This is a genomic window from Mesorhizobium sp. M2A.F.Ca.ET.043.02.1.1 (assembly GCF_003952405.1).
Taxonomy (GTDB): Bacteria; Pseudomonadota; Alphaproteobacteria; order Rhizobiales; family Rhizobiaceae; genus Mesorhizobium.
In genome coordinates this window covers 5,199,687-5,217,378 of the sequence record NZ_CP034445.1, presented here as the reverse complement: position 1 = coordinate 5,217,378, position 17,692 = coordinate 5,199,687, and the positions used below count along the sequence as shown (strand labels likewise).

Below are 17,692 nucleotides of genomic sequence, written 5' to 3'. Positions count from 1 at the left end.
GGGCCCCGCCAGAAATCAATAGCACACCGCTCAGCCCTTCGGCGCGGGCGTCGGATCCGGCTTCACCTTCGGGGTTTCCTGCGCGGTGTTGGATTCGATCGGCGGCAGGCCCTTGAGCAGCTTCTGCTGCAGGGTGGCGAGCACATCCGGGTCCGGCTTCAGGTCGCGCGCCTGGGTCCACTGATAGGTGGCCTCGAGCTTGCGGCCGACACGCCAGTAAGCGTCGCCGAGATGGTCGTTGAGGACGGGATCTTCCGGCTTCAGCGAGACGGCGCGCTCCATCTCGCGCACGGCGTCGTCGAAGCGGCCCATGCGGAAATAGGCCCAGCCCAGCGAATCGACGATGTAGCCGTCGTTCGGCCGCAGATCCACGGCCTTCTGGATCATCGCCAGGCCTTCCTTGAGGTTCATGTTCATATCGACCCAGGAATAGCCGAGATAGTTCATGACCTGCGGCTGGTCGGGCTGCAGCTCCAGCGCCTTGCGGAAATTGGGTTCGGCCTTCGGCCATTCCTTCAGCCGCTCATAGGCGATGCCGCGCTGGTAGAAGATGTTCCAGTTGGCGGCGGTCGGCGACTTCAGCTGCTCGACGGCCTTGTCGTAGAGATTGGCGGCCGAACGGAAATCTTCCTTCGAGCCATAGACGCCGCCGAGCGCCAGATAGGCGCGCATGTCGTCCGGGTGCTTGTCGAGATAGGCCTTGAGGTGGGAAATCGCCTCGTCATGCTTGTCGAGATCGGCAAGGTTGAGGCCGATCTGCAGGTCGGAGAGCTCTTTCAGCGGCGAGGATTCCGGAATGCGGCGGTAGAGCGCGACCGCGCCCTCGCCATCTTTCAGCTGCTCGGCAACGGCGGCAAGCTGCACAAGGGCCGCGTCGCTGTCCGGCTTCAGCGCCAGCGCGTATTGCAGGTAAAGCCGCACGAAAGGCTCGCCGCCGCCGCGGTTGAGCGCGGTGGCAAGGTCGAGCAGGATTTCGGACGCGCCGTCGGCCGGGCGGGCGACCAGCGGCTCGATCTTGTCGCCCTTGGCGATGCGGTCGCGCAGCGTGGTGATCTCGAGCTTGCCCGGGGCGAAGGCTTCCGCCTGGTTCAACACCGCCTCGGCCTTCGACTTGTCGCCCTTGCGGGCGAGGAAGGAGGCATAAGCCTGGGCATTGCGCATCCAGGTTTCGGGCGCGGAGCCACCGGCCGCGGTGTCGGCCAAGGTGGCGGCGTAGATCGCATCGGCCTTGTCGCTGAGGCCGGCGGCATCGGCGATCAGCGCGCGGTGGAACGACTTGAACAGGCCGAACCAATCGGGGCCCTTCAGCTTGTCGATGGCATCCATGGCCTCGGACGCGTTGCCGGCGCCCTGCTTGGCCCAGCCGTCCATGACGCCGGAAAGCAGCCGGTCGAGATCGGATTCGAGCGACAGCTTCAGCCAGTACTGCGCCTTGGCGTAGTCTTTCTTGTGGAAGGAATCGATGGCCAGCGCCAGGCGCGAGAAGCGCTCGACATCGGGCACTTCCTTCAGCTTGTCGGCATAGACCAGCGATTCCTCAAAGCGGCCCTGCGAGACCAGCGCCAGCATCAGGCTCTGCTGCAGATCCTTGTCATCAGGGGCAAAGGCCAGTGCCTGCTTGTAATAGGCGATCGCGTCGTCGAGGTCGTTGTCGCTTTCGGCGATATGGGCCGCAAGATAGGCGCCCGAGAATGACGTGATCTGCAGCGGTTGGGCTTCTTCCTTGGCCTGGACCGGCAGCACCCAGAGCGCCACTCCGGTCAAAAATGCCAGCCTCGTCAGCCAGCGCGCACGTCCTTGCCGCATCGTATCCCTTTCAGCCAGACGCGATCCCGCCCTTGGCGGACCGCCCATAGACTCGATCTTTTCCGGCCAAAGCATGGCCTTTTTGGGGTCGGGCTTCAATCGCCGAGCGAATCACAATGCAATCATCCGGCTTAAAAAACGATGCCAGTCAGCGAAAATATGCGGATCGGCGGCCGAATTTCGCCATATCCGTCTAAATGCGCGTTCCGTGAAAGCCGCTCGCCGCGACCGCGCCGCACAGCTCGAACCATTCGCAGCCCGGGCATGCCTTGCGCGTCAGGCCGGAAGAAAAGGCCTCGCGCATGCGCGCGAGGGTCGAGGGATCGAGCTCGAGCCAAGCGCCGGCCGGGAGCGGCCGGCCGAGAAGACCGGCGACATCGCGAGCCGCGACGTCATCCCGCCCGGCAGCGCTTTCGCCCAGGCAGTGCGGCTCGCTCTCACTCAGCAGCGGGGCGCAGATGTCGTCAGGGCCGGAAACGATCAAGATATCCTCGCCGCCGGCCAGGCGCTTCACTACAACGTCGTAGTTGGCGGTGAAGGCCGGCGAGTAGCCCTTGCCGACATAGGTCAGCAGGCAAAGCAGATGATGGGCGCGCAGCCTGACGGTCATCTGGTGTCGGGTTCGGTCATCCGCCCGGCGGCTTACCGAGGATCGGCCGGCCGGTTGCCCGAAAACAGCTTCAGCGTCGCGGCACCCAGCGCCGACTTGAGCAGGCCGCCGACGATGAAGGGCAGGAAGCCGAAGGTGATCGCCTTCTCGGCGCCGATCATGACGGCAAGCCAGGCTGTGCCCAGAACCAGGCAAAGCAGGTTGCCGATCAGCATGGCGGCGAAGGCAAGCATGACGCGGTTGCCGTTCCAGCCGCGCTCGGCCAGCCAGCCGACGACGGCGCCGACGACCGGGAAGGCGAAGAGGTAGCCGCCGGTCGGACCGACGAAATGCTGCACGCCGGCGGCGCCGCCCGCCAGAACCGGAAAGCCGGCCGCGCCTTCAACCAACCAGGCGGCGATGGTCAGCGCGCCGAAGCGCCAGCCGTAGAGCGCGCCGACCAGCGTGACGGCAAAGGTCTGCATGGTCACCGGAACCGGCACCATCGGCACCTCGATGTAGGAGGACAGCGCCAGGAACAGCGAGCCGATGATCACGGCGCCGATCTGCCAGGCGAGCGAACGACTGTGCAGCTTGAGCGGGCTGAAGGAGGGCTTGTCGATCGAAGCGGTTGCGTTGGTCACGGTGTCTTCCCTGGTTTGTGCAAAATTATAGATAATTTCTTTATTCGATCTATTATCGAATCCATATTTTCGTGACAATGGCAAGCCTGCAGGTTCGTCATCCACGGGCGGAGCGGGAGCGAAGCGGACGCGGAGACCCGAGGATCCATGCCGTGACCTTAGCCGAATGGCAAAAGCGGGGCAGAACCCAGGTCGTTCTGCACCGCTGCAAGGCTCCGACGTAACGGCATGGATTCCAGGGTCTGCGCGCGTCGCTTCGCTCCTTGCTCCGCCCTGGAATGACGAAGCTGGGACGCCTCGGCCGACCGACGATGACGAGGTCGAGAGGGCCTCGGCCAAACGCTTATCGCCGATTGCTACCCCACGATGGCGAAGGCGTCGCGGGTGCGGCCGGAGGCAGTTTTGACCGGCTTCTGGCCGATCCATTGCACGTGGCGGCCGAGCGTGGCGGCGGCCGATTCGGTGTTGCCTTGCCGCAGCGCGCTGAGGATCGCCCGGTGGTCCTGGTCGGTGCGGGTTTCCCACTCCGAGCGCCAGGCGGCGAACAGGAAGCGCGCGCTCGCCGCGTGCAGGTCGTCGATGGTGGAGAGCAGGCGCGGCATGTTGCAGGGCGCCAGGATAAGCCGGTGGAAGGTGCGGTTGGCCTCTTCCCAGGAGCGGACGTCGCGGGATTTGTCGCCAGCCTTGGTCGCTTCCTCGGCCTGGTCGAGGATCGACGCCGTCAGATGCGGCGCGGCATGGCGCAGCGCCAGCACTTCCAGCGCCGCACGCATCTCGGCCACCTCCCTGACCTCGCCGAGATCGAAGGAGGCGACGCGCACGCCGCGCCTGGGCTCGCTGATCGCCAGGCCTTGCGCCTCCAGACGGCGAAAGGCCTCGCGCACCGGGACATGGCTGGTTTTGAATTCCTCGGCGACATGGTCCTGGCGCAGCCGCGACCCGGGCTCGATCGCGCCCGAAATGATGCGGTCCGCCAGTTCCTTGCTGATGCGGACGGCGATCGTGTCTTCTGTGCTGGCCATATTTTATAGATAATTTGGCCAACGGCCTTTTGTCGAGGCGGCCAAAGCGGGATTCACAAGCGCCCTGCCCGGCGGATGCCAGCCAGGCACAGGGAGCCAAGCAGGCTCAGTTCACCCGGCTGATGCAGAAATCGATGACGTCGAGCAGCGCCGACTTCTGCGGCGTCGCCTCCAGCGGCGCCAGCGCGTCGCGGGCGATCTCGCCGAAATGGCGGGCGCGGCCGATCGTGTCGGCGATGGCGCCGTGGCGGGCCATCAGGCCGATCGCCTTTTCGAGCCCGGCATCGTCGGTGACGTTTTCCTCGATGGCGCGCTTCCAGAAGCTGCGCTCGGCCTTGGTGCCGCGCCGGTAGGCGAGGATCACCGGCAGCGTCACCTTGCCCTCGCGGAAATCGTCGCCGACATTCTTGCCGAGATCCGTGCTCGACCCGCCGTAATCCAGCGCGTCGTCGATGAGCTGGAAGGCAAGGCCGAGATTCATGCCGTAGGAGCGCAATGCGGCGCGGTCGGTGCGCGAGGCCTGGGCGATCACCGGCCCGACTTCGGCGGCGGCCGAGAACAGCGCCGCGGTCTTGGCCTTGATGACGGCGAAATGCTCGTCCTCGGTGGTGTCGAGGTTCTTGGCGGCGGCAAGCTGCATCACCTCGCCCTCGGCGATGATGGAGGCGGCGGCCGACAGGATGTCCAACGCTTCCAGCGAGCCGACCTCGACCATCATGCGGAAAGCCTGGCCGAGCAGGAAATCGCCGACCAGAACGCTCGCCTGGTTGCCCCAGATCATGCGCGCCGTCTTCTTGCCGCGGCGCAAGGCGCTCTCGTCGACCACGTCGTCATGCAGAAGCGTCGCCGTGTGCATGAATTCGACCGCGGTGGCGAGCTTGACATGGCCTTCGCCCGAATAGCCGAACATCTGCGCGGCGGCGAGCGTCAGCATGGGCCTGAGCCGCTTGCCGCCGGAAGAGATCAGGTGGTTGGCGATCTCCGGGATCATCTCGACGTCGGAGCCGGCCTTGGACAGGATCAGCTCGTTGACGCGTCCCATGTCGGCGGCCGTCAGATCGATCAGATCCTTGATGGAAGCGGGTTCCCGCTTGCCTTCGATGTTGAGAACGACACCCACCACGACAACTCCCGTCTACACTGACGCGCACGAGCAGCGCGCATCCACGGCACCCTTGATCCCGCGCCGACTCTAGGGCGGCACAACCGGGCACGGCAAGAGGCGAATTGGCGCGCTCTGCCGACGCTGTGTTTACCCGCACGTTTACACGAACGCCGCAACCTGCGATTTTCGTTCCATGATCGAGCTTGTCCGCACCAATGACGCCGTCGTGATCTCCTTTGTCGAATCGCTGATGCGCGACGCCGGCATCGCCTGTTTCGTAGCCGACCAGAATATGAGCGTGCTCGAAGGGTCGATCGGCCTTTTGCAGAAGCGTGTCATGGTCGACGCCGACAAGGCCGACGTGGCGCGCCGCATCCTCAAGGATGCCGGCATCGAAAACGAGATCCGCCAGAAATAATGGCAGCGACGACCGCCCCAGATACGCCGGCGCACACGGTCGATGCCTTCCATCGCGGACGCTTCTGGCTGGTGCAGCCTAGCCAGGGCGGTCATCGCGCCGGCATGGACGCCATGATGCTGGCGGCCGCCGTGCCGTCCGGCTTTTCCGGCCGGCTCGCCGATTTCGGCGCCGGGGCTGGTGCTGCCGCCCTTGCCGTGCTGTCGCGCTGCCCTGCGGCGCGGGCCGTGCTCGTCGAGCGCTCCGCCGAAATGGCGGGGTTCGCCGCCGCCACGCTTTCGCATCCCGGCAATGCGCATCTCGGCGACCGTGCCTCGGTGCTGACGGCCGACGTGACGCTGACCGGCCGAGCGCGCGCTGAAGCCGGGCTGGCGAACAATTCCTTCGACTTCGTCATCATGAACCCGCCTTTCAACGCCGCCGAGGATCGCTCGACGCCCGACGCGCTGCGCCGGCAGGCGCATGTGGCGGAGGACGGGCTGTTCGAAAGCTGGATCAGGAGCGCCGCCGCCGTCGCCAGGCCGCGCGGCGGGCTGGCCGTCATCGCCCGGCCCGAGCAGCTCGTTGCCATCCTCGATGCAATCGAAGGGCGCTTCGGCGACGCCGAATTGCTCTGCGTGCATCCGCGCCCGGACGCGGCGGCGATCCGCATCGTCGTCAGGGCGGTGCTCGGGGCGCGCGGGAAACTGTCGATCCGCCCGCCGCTCGCCTTGCACGGACCATCCGGCAACGCGCCGACGGAGCGGACGGAAATGATCAACAACGGCCTGGCATCGCTGTTCGGCGATTGATCCTGGGCCGGCGATGCGGCATTGCCGTTGGCCGGCGAATGCCTACATGGCAGGCAAGGTGACATCGCGCCCGAAAGACATTACCGACTTGCCTGATCTCACCCTGCTCCTTTGCATCTTGTCCGGAGACACCCGTTCGTGAAACGCCTTTTCAACCGCCTGTTGCCGAAATCCTGGCGCTCGACAGTCGTCACCATTCCGGTCATCCGGCTGCAAGGCACCATCATGGCCGGCGGCGGCCAGTTCCGGCCGAGCCTGTCGCTCGCCTCGACGGCCGGCCTCATCGAAAAGGCGTTCGGCTTCGACGCGCCGGCGGTCGCCATCTCGATCAACTCGCCGGGCGGCTCGCCGGTGCAGTCGCGGCTGATCTTCAAGCGCATCCGCGACCTGGCGGTGGAAAAGAACAAGAAGGTGCTGGTCTTCGTCGAGGATGTCGCGGCTTCCGGCGGCTACATGATCGCGGTCGCCGGCGACGAGATCTTCGCCGACCCGTCCTCGATCGTCGGCTCGATCGGCGTGGTCTCGGCCTCGTTCGGCTTCCCCGAGCTGATGAAGAAGATCGGCGTCGAGCGGCGCGTCCACACCGCCGGGCAGAACAAGGCGGTGCTCGATCCGTTCAAGCCCGAGAAGAAGGAGGACGTCGAGCGGCTGAAGGCGTTGCAGCTCGAAGTGCACGAGACCTTCATCGACCTCGTCAAGGAGCGGCGCGGCTCGAAGCTGAAAGACGACCCTGACCTGTTCACCGGCCTGTTCTGGACCGCGAAGAAAGGCCTCGAGCTCGGCCTTGTCGATGCGCTGGGCGACATGCGCAGCGTGCTCAAGACCCGTTTCGGCGACAAGACGCAGCTCAAACTGATCAGCGCGCCGCGTGGCCTGTTCGGCCGTTTCGGCCTGTTCGGCTCGCGCTTCTCGGCGCCCGATATCGCCGCTGCGGCCGCAAACGGCGTCCTCGATGCGGCGGAAGAACGCGCGCTGTGGGCGCGCTTCGGGCTTTGAAAAAGCCATGATTGCGGATAGCATGATCGCTTGACCGAGCCCTTCGGCCGGCCTTGCCGCGACAACGCGGGAGGAGTTTGGATATGCCGCAGATCATTTTCTTCGCTGTTGTCGGCGCCGCCGCCTATTTCGGCTACCGCGCTTTCGTGCGCGAGGCCGAGCGCGTGACAGCCAAGATCCGGCGCACCGAAAAACAGGCGGCGAACGGCACGATGGGCACGCTGGTCAAGGATCCCAAGACCGGCGAATATCGTCTCGCCAAGGACTGATCCCATCTCGCCAGCAGCCGACATCCTGGAGCCCGGCACAGAGGTCCGGAAATGGCTTGCGCCGGCCAAGATCAACCTGGCGCTGCATGTCACGGGAAGGCGCGACGACGGCTATCATCTCATCGAGAGCCTTGCCGTGTTCACACGCTTCGGCGACCGGCTGGAAATCGAGCCGGCGGAGCAGGACGAATTCTCGGTGTCCGGCCGATATGCCGCCGCCCTGCCGCTCGACGACGGCAATCTGGTGGTGAAGGCGCGCGATGCCTTGCGCCGGGAGGCCGGCGCGCAGCGCACGCCGCCCGTCGCCATCCGGCTGGAGAAGAACCTGCCGGTCGCCTCGGGCGTCGGTGGCGGGTCCAGCGACGCGGCAGCCGCGCTCAACGGCCTGGCGCGGCTCTGGAAGCTCGATATCGACGAGATTTCGCTGGCCCGGATCGGGCTTTCGCTCGGAGCCGACCTGCCGATGTGCCTGAAGTCGAAACCGCTGGTCGCGCGCGGCATCGGTGATGAAGTGTCGCCGCTCTCCGCGTTTCCGGCGCTTGGTCTGGTCCTGGTCAATCCGGGCGTCGCCGTCTCAACGCCGGACGTGTTCAAGGCGCTCTCCCGTCGCGACAATGACGCGCTGCCGCCGCTGCCAAGGCGCCTCGACTTCCATGCCGTCCGCAACTGGCTGGAAACGACCCGCAACGATCTCGAAGGCGCCGCTCAAGCCATTCAGCCCGCGATCGGCGAGGCGCTCAAGGCGCTCAAGCGCGCCGACGCCGCCTTCGCGCGCATGTCCGGCTCGGGCGCCACCTGCTTCGGCCTGTTCGAGACCGGCAATGTGGCCAAGCGCGCGGCGATCGAGATCCGCGCGCGTCATCCCGACTGGTTCGTGGCCGCCACGCGCAGCAGGGAGGTGAGCGATGGCGAAGCTTGACGAGAGCCGACCCTTCATTCCGGTGCGCATCGCGGTGCTGACGGTCTCAGACACGCGCAGCCTTGCCGACGACAAGTCGGGCCAGACGCTGGCCGACCGCATCACGCAAGCCGGCCACACGCTTGCGGCGCGCGACATCGTCACCGACGACTGCGAAAAGATCCGCGACAAGGTTCTCGACTGGTCGAAGGACGACAATATCGATGTCGTGATTACCACCGGTGGCACTGGCTTCACCGGCCGCGACGTGACGCCGGAGGCGCTGGAGCCGATCTTCGAAAAGCGCATGGACGGTTTTTCGGAGGTCTTCCACCGCATCTCCTACGACAAGATCGGCACCTCGACGATCCAGAGCCGGGCGACCGGCGGCGTCGTCAACGCCACCTTCGTCTTCGTGCTTCCGGGCTCGCCCGGCGCCTGCAAGGACGCTTGGGACGGCATCATCAAGGCGCAGCTTGACTATCGGCACATGCCCTGCAACTTCGTGGAAATCATGCCGCGGCTGGACGAGCATCTGAGGCGCGGCGGCAAGCCTGCCTCATAGGGGAGCGCAGGCGTCACTTCGGCGGCGCCACCCAGATTTCGGCGTTCAGCCGCCTGGTCGCGAGACCGCGAGCCAGGGCTTCCGCGCCGCGAGCGGACTTTGCCAGAGCCGAGGCCTGGCGCTTGCTGATGACGAGACCTTCGGCGAGCGCCCGATTGCCCGAAAAGACACGCGCCAGGAAAGGCGCGCGGTCGGCCCGAGCGCGTGAGAAACGGGCCGGCATGGTCTGCTTCGCCGTATGCGCGACAACCTCGTCGATCCAGCCTTCGGCCAGCCGGGCGCCGGGCTCCAGAAGCAGCAGCCAATCGCCCTTGGCCTGGCCGATACCGGCGCCCAACCCACCGCTCACATAATGGCAGCCGGCATGCTCGGCCACCCGATGCGTCTGGTCGGTCGAGCCTTGATCGCAGACGATGACGTCGCGCACGACGCCTTCGACCGCGCCGCCGACCAGCGAGGCGAGCGTGCGGGCAAGTCCCTCTTCGTCGTTCCGAGTCTCGATAAGAACGCTGAGCATGCCTAGCCGAATAGCGGAAAGTGCGGCGATGCGCCAGTTGCGCTCCCCAAGCGAAAAAGTTCTTGCTTTGTTCTCATCGGCAAAATAGGAATAGTTTCATGAACAGAGCGATTCGACAGCCTGCCGACAGTCCCTGGGAGAGGGCGAAAATGGAACAGATCGTACGCGCCGACATTGCCGCTTTCGGAGCAGGCAGAGCCGAGATGGCGAACGCGATGATCGAGCAGAGCGGCATGCGCGTGCGGCCCGACCGCAATCGCGGCCGCTCGGCCGGCATCAACCCGTCCGGTCGGTTCGAGCCGGTCAGCCGGCATGTCTTCGATGACGGCTGGAACTCGCTGGAGGAGTTGCCGCCGTTCAAGACGGAAGTGCAGGTCGAGAAGCCGCGCACCATCATCACCCGCAACGAGTCGCCCGACATTTCCTTCGACCGTTCGATCAATCCCTATCGCGGCTGCGAGCATGGCTGCGTCTACTGTTTCGCCCGGCCGACGCATGCCTTCATGGGCCTGTCGCCGGGGCTCGATTTCGAATCGAAGCTGTTCGCCAAGCCGGATGCGGCGCGCATGCTGGACAGAGAGTTGTCGAAGCCGGGCTACCAGCCGCGCACGATCGCCATCGGCACCAACACCGATCCCTACCAGCCGATCGAGAAACAGTACCGGATCATGCGCGAGATCCTCGAAGTGCTGGAGGCGCGCGGACACCCGGTCGGCATCGTGACGAAGTCGGCGCTGGTGACGCGCGACATCGACATCCTGTCGCGCATGGCGGAGCGTGGCCTTGCCAAGGTGGCGCTTTCGGTGACGACGATGGACCGCATGCTGGCCCGCACCATGGAACCGCGCGCGTCGACCCCAACGAAGCGGCTGGAGGCGATCAGGCAATTGTCGGACGCCGGCATCCCGGCCTCCGTGATGGTGGCGCCAATCATTCCCGGCCTCAACGATCCGGAGATGGAGCGCATCCTCGATTCGGCTCGGGCCGCCGGCGCCCGGGAGGCCGGCTACGTCATCCTGCGCCTGCCGCTCGAAGTGGCGCCGATCTTCAAGGATTGGCTGTTGCGGCATTACCCCGACCGCTACCGGCATGTGATGTCGCTGATCCGGTCGATGCGCGACGGCAAGGATTACGATTCCGAATGGGGCAAGCGCATGAAAGGCGCCGGACCCTACGCCTGGCAGATCGGCCGGCGCTTCGAGATCGCGGCCAAGCGTCTCGGCCTCAATGTCGAGCGGCGGCAGCTTCGCGTCGATCAATTCGTCGCAGGCTCCGGCGCAGGCGAGCAGTTGATGCTGCTTTGAAGATGGCGCCGGCCGTGACGGCCGGCCCTAAAGCAGTTCCAGGCAAAGCGGTTGTCCATCTGGAATTGCTACTTGTTTCAAGAATTCCGTCCGGCCCTTGTCCCCCGGCCGTGAGACGGTGCCCTCCCGGTCCGGCGCCCCACCCGACCCGGAGGGACTTGCGGAGAATCGGAGCCGATGCGAACCTCGCCGCACCATGGCTCGCGCGCGTTCCGATTCTCCGCTTCTCTTTGAAATGGTCGAGAAGCCCGACTTCTCGATCGAGACCAAGGCGATGGCCGACGGGCTGTGGCCGGTCGCCGGCATGGATGAAGCTGGCCGCGGTCCGTTGGCAGGCCCGGTCGTGGCTGCGGCGGTGGTGCTCAACCCCGCCAATATCCCGGAAGGCCTCGACGATTCCAAACGCCTCACGCATTTGCAGCGCGAGGCGCTGTTCCTCAAGATCCTCGGCTCGGCGCTCAGCGTATCGATGGCCTCGATCAGCGCCGAAGGCATCGACAACAGCAACATCCTGAAAGCCAGCCTCGAAGCAATGCGCCGCGCCGCCGCGGGTCTGTCACTGCAGCCGAAACTCGCCTTGGCCGACGGCCGCGACATCCCGCCAGGCCTCGCCTGCGAAGGCCGCGCGCTGATCAAGGGCGACCAGCGCTCGCAGTCGATCGCCGCCGCCTCGATCGTCGCCAAGGTGATGCGCGACCGCATGATGTGCGGCTGCGGCGGCCATCACGAGCATTACGGCTTCGAGGTACATATGGGCTATGCGACGGTCCGGCACCGCACCGCCATCGAGGCGCATGGCCCGGTGGCAAGGCTGCATCGGACCTCGTTCGCGCCGTTCAGGCTGGGTGGCGCTGAGGTGGTCGAGGAAGAAGAGAGCTTCGCCGGGTTGGAGTGACGGCGACTGCCTCCATCCTTCGTCATCCTCGGGCTTGACCCGAGGATCCATGCCGTGACCTCTTTCGTGGGGCGCAGCGGCGCAGAATTTTGTAATCGTTGCAACGCCTTAGCGTCACGGCATGGATCCCTAGGGTCTGCGCGCGTCGCTTCGCTCCTTGCTCCGCCCTAGGATGACGAACGTGCTACAACAAAAAAGCCGCCGGGTTGCCCAGGCGGCTTTCGATTTAGAAGTTTCGAAGTCAGCTCAGTTCAGCTTGGCCTTGACGTCATTCAGCGCCGATTTGAACAGGTCGGCGCCGGCCTTGGCGTCAACCTTGGCGGCGAGCAGCGCGCGGGCGGCCTCGACGGCGATGTCGACGGCCGAGGCGCGCACTTCGCTGACGGCCTCGCGCTCGGCCTGGCTGATCTTCTGCTCGGCAAGCGCGGTGCGCCGGGCGACATAGTCCTCGGTCTTCTTGGCCGCCTCGGAAGCGAGCAGCTCAGCCTCGCGCTTGGCGGCGGCGACGATGTCGGCGGCCTCCTTCTCGGCTTCCTTGCGCTTCTGCTGATATTGGGCAAGCAGCTGCTGGGCCTCTTCACGAAGCTTGCGCGCTTCCTCGAGCTCGCCGCTGATCTTGGCCGCGCGGCCGTCCAGCGACTTGGTGAGCATGCCCGGCACCTTCAGATAGATGATGGCGCCGAGGAAGATGATCAGGGCGATGGTGGCCCAGAGCGTGGCAAGTGATGTGGCGTCCATGATCCCGCTCCTCACCGGCTCGCGGATTTGACCGCGGCCGCGATCTCGGACTTGTCGGCCTTGCCGCCGACAAGCGCCTCGACGATGGCCGACGTGGTATCCTCGGCGATCGTGCCGACTTCCTTCATCGCCTTGGCCTTGATCGAGGCGATGCTCGCCTCGGCCTCGCCAAGCTTCTTCTCGAGCTCGGCCTCGAGCTTCTTGCGCGTGCCCTCGGCGTCCGCCTTGGCGGCGTCGCTTGCCTGCTGGCCGATCTTGTTGGCGTTGGCCTTGGCCTCCGCCAGTTCCTGCTCATAGGCGGCAACGGCGGCATCCGCCTCGCCCTTCAGCCTTGCGGCATGGTCGAGGTCCTGGGTGATGCGATCACTGCGGACATCGATGATGCCGCCAAGACGCGGCATCACAACGCGCTTCAGGAACAGGTAGAAGAGCCCGAAGGTGATGACCAGCCACAGGATCTGCGACGGGAAGGTCTTGGCGTCGAACGGCGGGAACGCTTCATGCTCCGCGGCAGGCACGGCAGTGCCCGCATGCGTATCGCCCTCGGCCGCGGCCGGCGCTGTTTCTTGCGCATAGGCAGATGTCACGAACATCTCATTCCCCTGTCCATGGAACGGGGCCGCACCATGCGGCCCCTTTCGTCAGCTCTCAATCTTACTTGAAGACCAGGAGCAGAGCGATCAGGAGCGAGAAGATGCCCAGAGCTTCGGTCACCGCGAAGCCGAAGATCAGGCGGCCGAACTGGCCGTCGGCAGCCGACGGGTTGCGGAGCGCGCCCGAGAGGTAGCTGCCGAAGATGTTGCCGAGGCCGATGCCCGCGCCGCCCATGCCGATGCAGGCGATACCAGCGCCGATAGCAGCTGCTGCAGTTGCGTCCATTTCAAAAACTCCTGTGGTTTGCTTGTTCGTTGCGGTTGGTACGTTGGGTATGCTGGCGCCGCGGCGCCGGTGAAAATCAATCAGTGGCTCGGGTGCAGCGCGTCGTTCAGATACATGCAGGTCAGCACCGCGAAGACGTAGGCCTGCAGGAAGGCGACCAGCAGCTCGAGAGCGGTCAGCGCGACGGCCATGGCGAGCGGCAGAACCGAACCGGCGATGCCGACGGCGCCGAACGCGCTGAGGCTGACGACGAAGCCCGAGAACACTTTCAGCGTGATGTGGCCGGCCAGCATGTTGGCGAAAAGACGAACCGAGAGGCTGACCGGGCGCGAGACGAAGGAGATGACTTCGATCGCCACCACCAGCGGCAGAAGAAGACCCGGCACGCCATGCGGCACGAACAGCTTGAGGAAGCCCAAACCGTGCTTGGCGAAGCCGTAGACGACGACCGTGCCGATGACCAGGATTGCCAGCGTGAAGGTGACGATGATGTGGCTGGTGACGGTGAAGAAATAGGGGAACAGGCCGATCAGGTTGGCGACCAGCACGAACATGAACAGCGAGAACACCAGCGGAAAGAACTGCATGCCCTGCTTGCCGGCGGCATCGCGCAGCATGTTGCCGACGAATTCATAGGCCATCTCGGAGACCGACTGCAGGCGCCCCGGGATCAAGGCGCGGCTGGCCGTGCTCCAATAGAGGAAAGCCGAGGCCAGCACGATCGTGACGATCATGAATAGAGAGGAGTTGGTGAACGAGACGTCGTAGCCGCCGATATGCAGCGGGATGATCGGATGGATCTGGAACTGGTGGATCGGATCGACCTTGTCAGCAGCAGCCACTTTAAATCCCCGTCAAAGCCACAATCGGCTTCTTAAGTTCACTTCAGCACCCAGGGGGCGCCCACTTCATTCTTTCGGCTCGCGCGGCTTGCCGCCCTGACCGAATTCCGGTGCAAGCCCCGCCGAACGCAGGACATTGAGTATACCGGCACCAAAGCCCAGCAACAGGCCGACGATCAGACCCCAAGGCGCTGTTCCCGCCAGGCGGTCGATGATCCAGCCCAAGCCGACACCAACCACCACTCCGGCGATGAACTCGCTGGACAGTTTCAGCGCCTGACCGTAACCGGCCGCAGCTTTCGCTTCGTCTTTCCCCTCGAGCCGGTCCGTGCGCCTCGTCGCAAGCGATGCTTCGAGATCGCGCCGGCGGCGCTCAAGTTCGTCGTCGCGGATGGTGGCTTCTGGCTGCCTGCCGCGGCCGGTTTCTCCGGTTCCGTCTGGCCCGGTTTTGTTGGCCATCGCAACCCCCCTGCCCGGGCAGACGATTGCCGTCCGTCCGCTTCTAAAGTCGCCGGCAACATAGTTAGAGGGTCCGCGCCCGTCAAGCCACGGGCCGAACTTCCAAGCGATGTATTTTTCGCTGTTAAAACAATGACTTATCGAGGTGCGACATCGTGCCCTTCACGCCCGCGTGAGGTGACGGCGCGAATCCTGGCGACAAGCCGCATCGATCGGCACGCGCGGCGGGCCGCCGGGAGCATTGCCGGAGGCGTCGTTTAGGTGGGTCCAGTTCAAGCCGCCTGACGGCTCAGCTCCAGCCGCCGCCATAGGTACGGTAGAAGATGTGCAGGCCGATCCGGGTCATGCGCTGCATGGCGCGCGCCCAGCCGGGATGGACATAATTGGCATAGTAATGCGTCGAGGAGCCGACCTCAGGAATGAAGATCTTGCCGGCGGTCACCGCCATGGCGACCTCCTGGGCAGTCTTGTAGGAAGCCTGGTCGGTGATGGTCTTCTTCCTGCCGTCGCAGGCGAAGGAGAACTGGCAGCGGTTGAACCAGCCGTCGTTCTGGTAGACGACGCCGCAGATCGTCTTCGGATAGGCCGGGTTGCGGACGCGGTTCAGGATCACCTGGGCGACCGCCGCCTGGCCGCGGACGGGCTCGCTGCGCGCCTCGAAATAGATGCCCTTGGCAAGGCAGGCCTGCTCGGGCTTGGAAAAGACGCTGGCCGGCAGCGGGTTCTGCAGCCACGCGTGGTCGCCCTTGCCCATCGGCGGGATGAAGCGGCCATCGTTCGGATCGTCCTGCAGCAGCGCCTCGAAGGGCGACGCCTTGGCATAGTCGGGCGCGGACTGGGCATAGGCGGTGGCGAGGATGTCCGGCTTGTCGTTGTTGACGAGGGCGACGAGCGCTGCCGGCAGATCCGGATCCGGCTTCTTGTCCTCGCGCAGATGGAAGGCCTGGGCGATCTGGACTTCCTTGCCCTTGATGCCGGGCTTGGCGAAGGTGAGCTTCAGGCCGCTGTCCATCGAGGGACGCAGCAGCGAGGAGGTGCGCTCGAAGATCGAGCCGGCGCTGAAATTCTTGGGCGGCGCGACGGGCGAGACCTGGACGAGGCGGCCCTTCTTGTCGGCGCGCACGACTCGATCCTCATCGGGCGTGACGCCCGCGGCGTTGCCCTTGCCACGGAAGGCGACGGTGCCCACGCCCGGCAGATTGACGCCGGAGCCGGAGATCGAGCCGGTGGCGGTGGAATCGATGAACGGCATTTCTGCGGCATGCACCGAGCCGGCGGCGGATTTCTCGATATAGGCGTTCCAGCGGGCGCTGGGCGACTCCAGGCCGGTGATCAGGCTGGTCATATCCTGATAGGCAACGACCGACGGAAAGCCGATCCACATGCCCAGCCCGAGCACCAAAGGAGAAAGGAAGGAACGTCTTTTCGCAACGGCGGCGGCGGCAAGCCGCATGGAAACGCGTCGATGCACGGAACTCTCCAGAACGCTACTGACCCCGGAGAGCCAAAATGAAGCATTAACCTTGATGCGGGGTTAACGACATCGATCATGTTCTTTTCATGTTTGAGGAAAGCCGGCTTGCCGTTTCCACAGCAAGCCGGCGAAGAATCGGGCATGGGGGTGCATCGGGTTGGGTGAATCAGACCTGGCGCAGGAAGATCGGCCAGGCGAGCGCCGCACAGATCGCGGCAGCGAGCCACACGCCCGGCCATGCGAAGACCACCAGCAGCCAGGGAATGGCGATCGGCACCAGGCAGAAGCCGACGAACACAAAGCTGTTGGCGAGGCTGAGCGCGGTGCCGACATGGCCCGCGCCGGCTAGCGTGGCAAGCTCGGTATAGGCGACGCCGTGCCAGGCGGAGACGAATATGCCGGCAACGACGACCATCAGCGGAAGCAGCGGCAGCAGCGGGGGGATTGCGGCGGCGCCTGTCACCAGCAGCCACAGCACCAGGAAGGCCAGCGCGCTCAACGCGCTGCAGATCTTCAGGAACGGCCGGCGGTTGCCGTGGCGGTCGGTGAAGCGGCCGCTCCAGACGCGCATCACCATGGCGCCGGTCTGCACGGCGGCGAGGCTGGTGCTGGTCACCCATGTGCCCATGCCGGCGAAGTCGTGCAGGAAGACCGAGGCGAAGGTCAGCACCGCGACCTGCGGAAAGCAGAGCAGGCCGATGGCGGTCGAGATGCGCCACACCTCGATGTTGCGCAAGGGCGCCGGGCCGGTTGTCGCCGCGGCGGCGTGGCTGCCGCCTTCCACCGGCGGCTCGTGCAGCCAGCGCCAGGCGAAACAGGCCGAGAGCGCGGAGACGGCCGCAAGCAGGCCGAAGACCGCGGTAAAGCCCAGGGCCAGCGCCAGCGACGGCAGGACAAGCGCGCCCAGCCCGCCGCCGAGCGGCACCGCCGTCTGCCTGATGCTCATGGCGAAGCCGCGCTCGCCCTCGCCGAACCAGCCCATGATGGCGCGGCCGCTGGAGCCGTTGACGCTGCCGCCGAGCAAGCCGGCGACAAGCAGGCTCACCGACAGAAGCGTGACGCCGGGAACGGCCATTTTCGTCGGCACGACGAGCAGCGCCATGATGAGAAGCCATGCAGCCGTCGCGCCGAGCCCGGTCAGGAGCACGCGGCGGTCACCCCAGCGGTCGGTGAGCACGCCCCAGGGCAGTTCGCTCAGCGCCACGCCGAGGCCGAGAAGCCCAAGCGCGAGGCCCAGCGAGGCATTGTCGAGGTGGTAGCCCTGGCGCATCGCCACCGCAGTCGCCGGAATGCCGGAGAAGGTGGCGGAGAAGCCGGCATTGGCCGCAACGCCGATGCCGAGCACCTTCCAGCGATGGTTGGGACCGAAGGCGCGGCGCGCGGAGGTGACGGCGGCTGCATCAGGCTGTTGGCAGTCGCTGCGTGTGACGATGGCGGACATGATCCATTCCCGTGACGGCCGGCTGGCGGCTTGACGGACC

21 protein-coding genes are annotated in these 17,692 nt (G+C 65.5%); 8 read left to right on the top strand and 13 right to left on the bottom strand.

Annotation, left to right across the window (positions count from 1 at the left end; all coding sequences use genetic code 11):
• Positions 1-30 precede the first annotated feature (30 nt).
• From EJ068_RS24700 to EJ068_RS24680, 5 genes are all read right to left on the bottom strand, one after another.
• Positions 31-1,806, bottom strand: a complete 1,776-nt coding sequence (locus tag EJ068_RS24700; protein WP_126078604.1) for a tetratricopeptide repeat protein — start codon at positions 1,804-1,806, stop codon at positions 31-33.
• 193 nt (positions 1,807-1,999) lie between these two features.
• Positions 2,000-2,416, bottom strand: a complete 417-nt coding sequence (locus EJ068_RS24695; protein WP_127251909.1) for a DUF1284 domain-containing protein — start codon at positions 2,414-2,416, stop codon at positions 2,000-2,002.
• Positions 2,417-2,448: 32 nt separating this feature from the next.
• Positions 2,449-3,039: a biotin transporter BioY gene (locus EJ068_RS24690; RefSeq protein WP_127251908.1), complete on the bottom strand. Its 591-nt coding sequence runs from the start codon at positions 3,037-3,039 to the stop codon at positions 2,449-2,451.
• A 356-nt stretch (positions 3,040-3,395) separates the two neighbouring features.
• Positions 3,396-4,061 carry a GntR family transcriptional regulator gene (locus EJ068_RS24685; RefSeq protein WP_126062266.1) on the bottom strand — a complete coding sequence of 222 codons (666 nt, stop codon included), beginning with the start codon at positions 4,059-4,061 and terminating at the stop codon, positions 3,396-3,398.
• Positions 4,062-4,167: 106 nt separating this feature from the next.
• On the bottom strand, positions 4,168-5,181 hold the full coding sequence (locus tag EJ068_RS24680) for a polyprenyl synthetase family protein (RefSeq protein ID WP_042641443.1): 1,014 nt from the start codon (positions 5,179-5,181) through the stop codon (positions 4,168-4,170).
• A 178-nt stretch (positions 5,182-5,359) separates the two neighbouring features.
• Here EJ068_RS24680 and EJ068_RS24675 point away from each other — a divergent pair, with 178 nt between their 5' ends.
• From EJ068_RS24675 to moaB, 6 genes are all read left to right on the top strand, one after another.
• Positions 5,360-5,584, top strand: coding sequence for a DUF2007 domain-containing protein (locus EJ068_RS24675; RefSeq protein WP_040991013.1), 225 nt, complete (start codon positions 5,360-5,362; stop codon positions 5,582-5,584).
• The gene (locus EJ068_RS24670; protein ID WP_127251907.1) at positions 5,584-6,375 is read left to right on the top strand and encodes a methyltransferase; all 792 of its coding nucleotides are present in this window, start codon (positions 5,584-5,586) and stop codon (positions 6,373-6,375) included. The genes EJ068_RS24675 and EJ068_RS24670 overlap by 1 nt, the downstream gene beginning before the upstream one ends.
• Before the next feature lie 138 nt (positions 6,376-6,513).
• Complete coding sequence (locus EJ068_RS24665; RefSeq protein ID WP_127251906.1) at positions 6,514-7,371, top strand: S49 family peptidase; 858 nt, start codon at positions 6,514-6,516, stop codon at positions 7,369-7,371.
• Between the two features lie 83 nt (positions 7,372-7,454).
• Entirely contained in the window at positions 7,455-7,640 is a 186-nt protein-coding gene (locus EJ068_RS24660) for a membrane protein (protein WP_027164591.1), read from the top strand.
• A gap of 25 nt (positions 7,641-7,665) precedes the next feature.
• Entirely contained in the window at positions 7,666-8,559 is an 894-nt protein-coding gene (locus EJ068_RS24655) for a 4-(cytidine 5'-diphospho)-2-C-methyl-D-erythritol kinase (RefSeq protein WP_127251905.1), read from the top strand.
• A complete protein-coding gene (gene moaB, locus EJ068_RS24650; RefSeq protein WP_127251904.1) occupies positions 8,546-9,103 on the top strand; it encodes a molybdenum cofactor biosynthesis protein B in 558 nt (185 codons plus the stop codon). Before EJ068_RS24655 ends, moaB begins: the two co-directional genes overlap by 14 nt.
• A gap of 13 nt (positions 9,104-9,116) precedes the next feature.
• On the opposite strand, the gene EJ068_RS24645 is transcribed toward moaB, so the two are convergent.
• Positions 9,117-9,620, bottom strand: coding sequence for a glycosyltransferase (locus EJ068_RS24645; RefSeq protein ID WP_127251903.1), 504 nt, complete (start codon positions 9,618-9,620; stop codon positions 9,117-9,119).
• Positions 9,621-9,769: 149 nt separating this feature from the next.
• Between EJ068_RS24645 and EJ068_RS24640 the strand changes: the two genes are divergently transcribed.
• On the top strand, positions 9,770-10,924 hold the full coding sequence (locus EJ068_RS24640) for a PA0069 family radical SAM protein (RefSeq protein WP_127251902.1): 1,155 nt from the start codon (positions 9,770-9,772) through the stop codon (positions 10,922-10,924).
• A 196-nt stretch (positions 10,925-11,120) separates the two neighbouring features.
• Entirely contained in the window at positions 11,121-11,819 is a 699-nt protein-coding gene (locus tag EJ068_RS24635) for a ribonuclease HII (protein WP_127251901.1), read from the top strand.
• A 246-nt stretch (positions 11,820-12,065) separates the two neighbouring features.
• On the opposite strand, the gene EJ068_RS24630 is transcribed toward EJ068_RS24635, so the two are convergent.
• From EJ068_RS24630 to EJ068_RS24600, 7 genes are all read right to left on the bottom strand, one after another.
• Positions 12,066-12,557 carry a F0F1 ATP synthase subunit B gene (locus EJ068_RS24630; protein ID WP_127251900.1) on the bottom strand — a complete coding sequence of 164 codons (492 nt, stop codon included), beginning with the start codon at positions 12,555-12,557 and terminating at the stop codon, positions 12,066-12,068.
• Between the two features lie 11 nt (positions 12,558-12,568).
• Complete coding sequence (locus EJ068_RS24625) at positions 12,569-13,150, bottom strand: F0F1 ATP synthase subunit B (RefSeq protein ID WP_127251899.1); 582 nt, start codon at positions 13,148-13,150, stop codon at positions 12,569-12,571.
• A 61-nt stretch (positions 13,151-13,211) separates the two neighbouring features.
• Positions 13,212-13,436, bottom strand: coding sequence for a F0F1 ATP synthase subunit C (locus tag EJ068_RS24620; RefSeq protein ID WP_027164582.1), 225 nt, complete (start codon positions 13,434-13,436; stop codon positions 13,212-13,214).
• Between the two features lie 80 nt (positions 13,437-13,516).
• A complete protein-coding gene (locus tag EJ068_RS24615; RefSeq protein WP_127251898.1) occupies positions 13,517-14,278 on the bottom strand; it encodes a F0F1 ATP synthase subunit A in 762 nt (253 codons plus the stop codon).
• A gap of 66 nt (positions 14,279-14,344) precedes the next feature.
• Positions 14,345-14,737 (bottom strand): AtpZ/AtpI family protein, encoded by a 393-nt coding sequence (locus EJ068_RS24610; RefSeq protein WP_042641414.1) that lies wholly within the window; start codon positions 14,735-14,737, stop codon positions 14,345-14,347.
• Between the two features lie 289 nt (positions 14,738-15,026).
• A complete protein-coding gene (locus EJ068_RS24605; RefSeq protein WP_127251897.1) occupies positions 15,027-16,208 on the bottom strand; it encodes a cell wall hydrolase in 1,182 nt (393 codons plus the stop codon).
• Between the two features lie 169 nt (positions 16,209-16,377).
• The gene (locus EJ068_RS24600; protein ID WP_129554913.1) at positions 16,378-17,652 is read right to left on the bottom strand and encodes an MFS transporter; all 1,275 of its coding nucleotides are present in this window, start codon (positions 17,650-17,652) and stop codon (positions 16,378-16,380) included.
• Positions 17,653-17,692 lie beyond the last annotated feature (40 nt).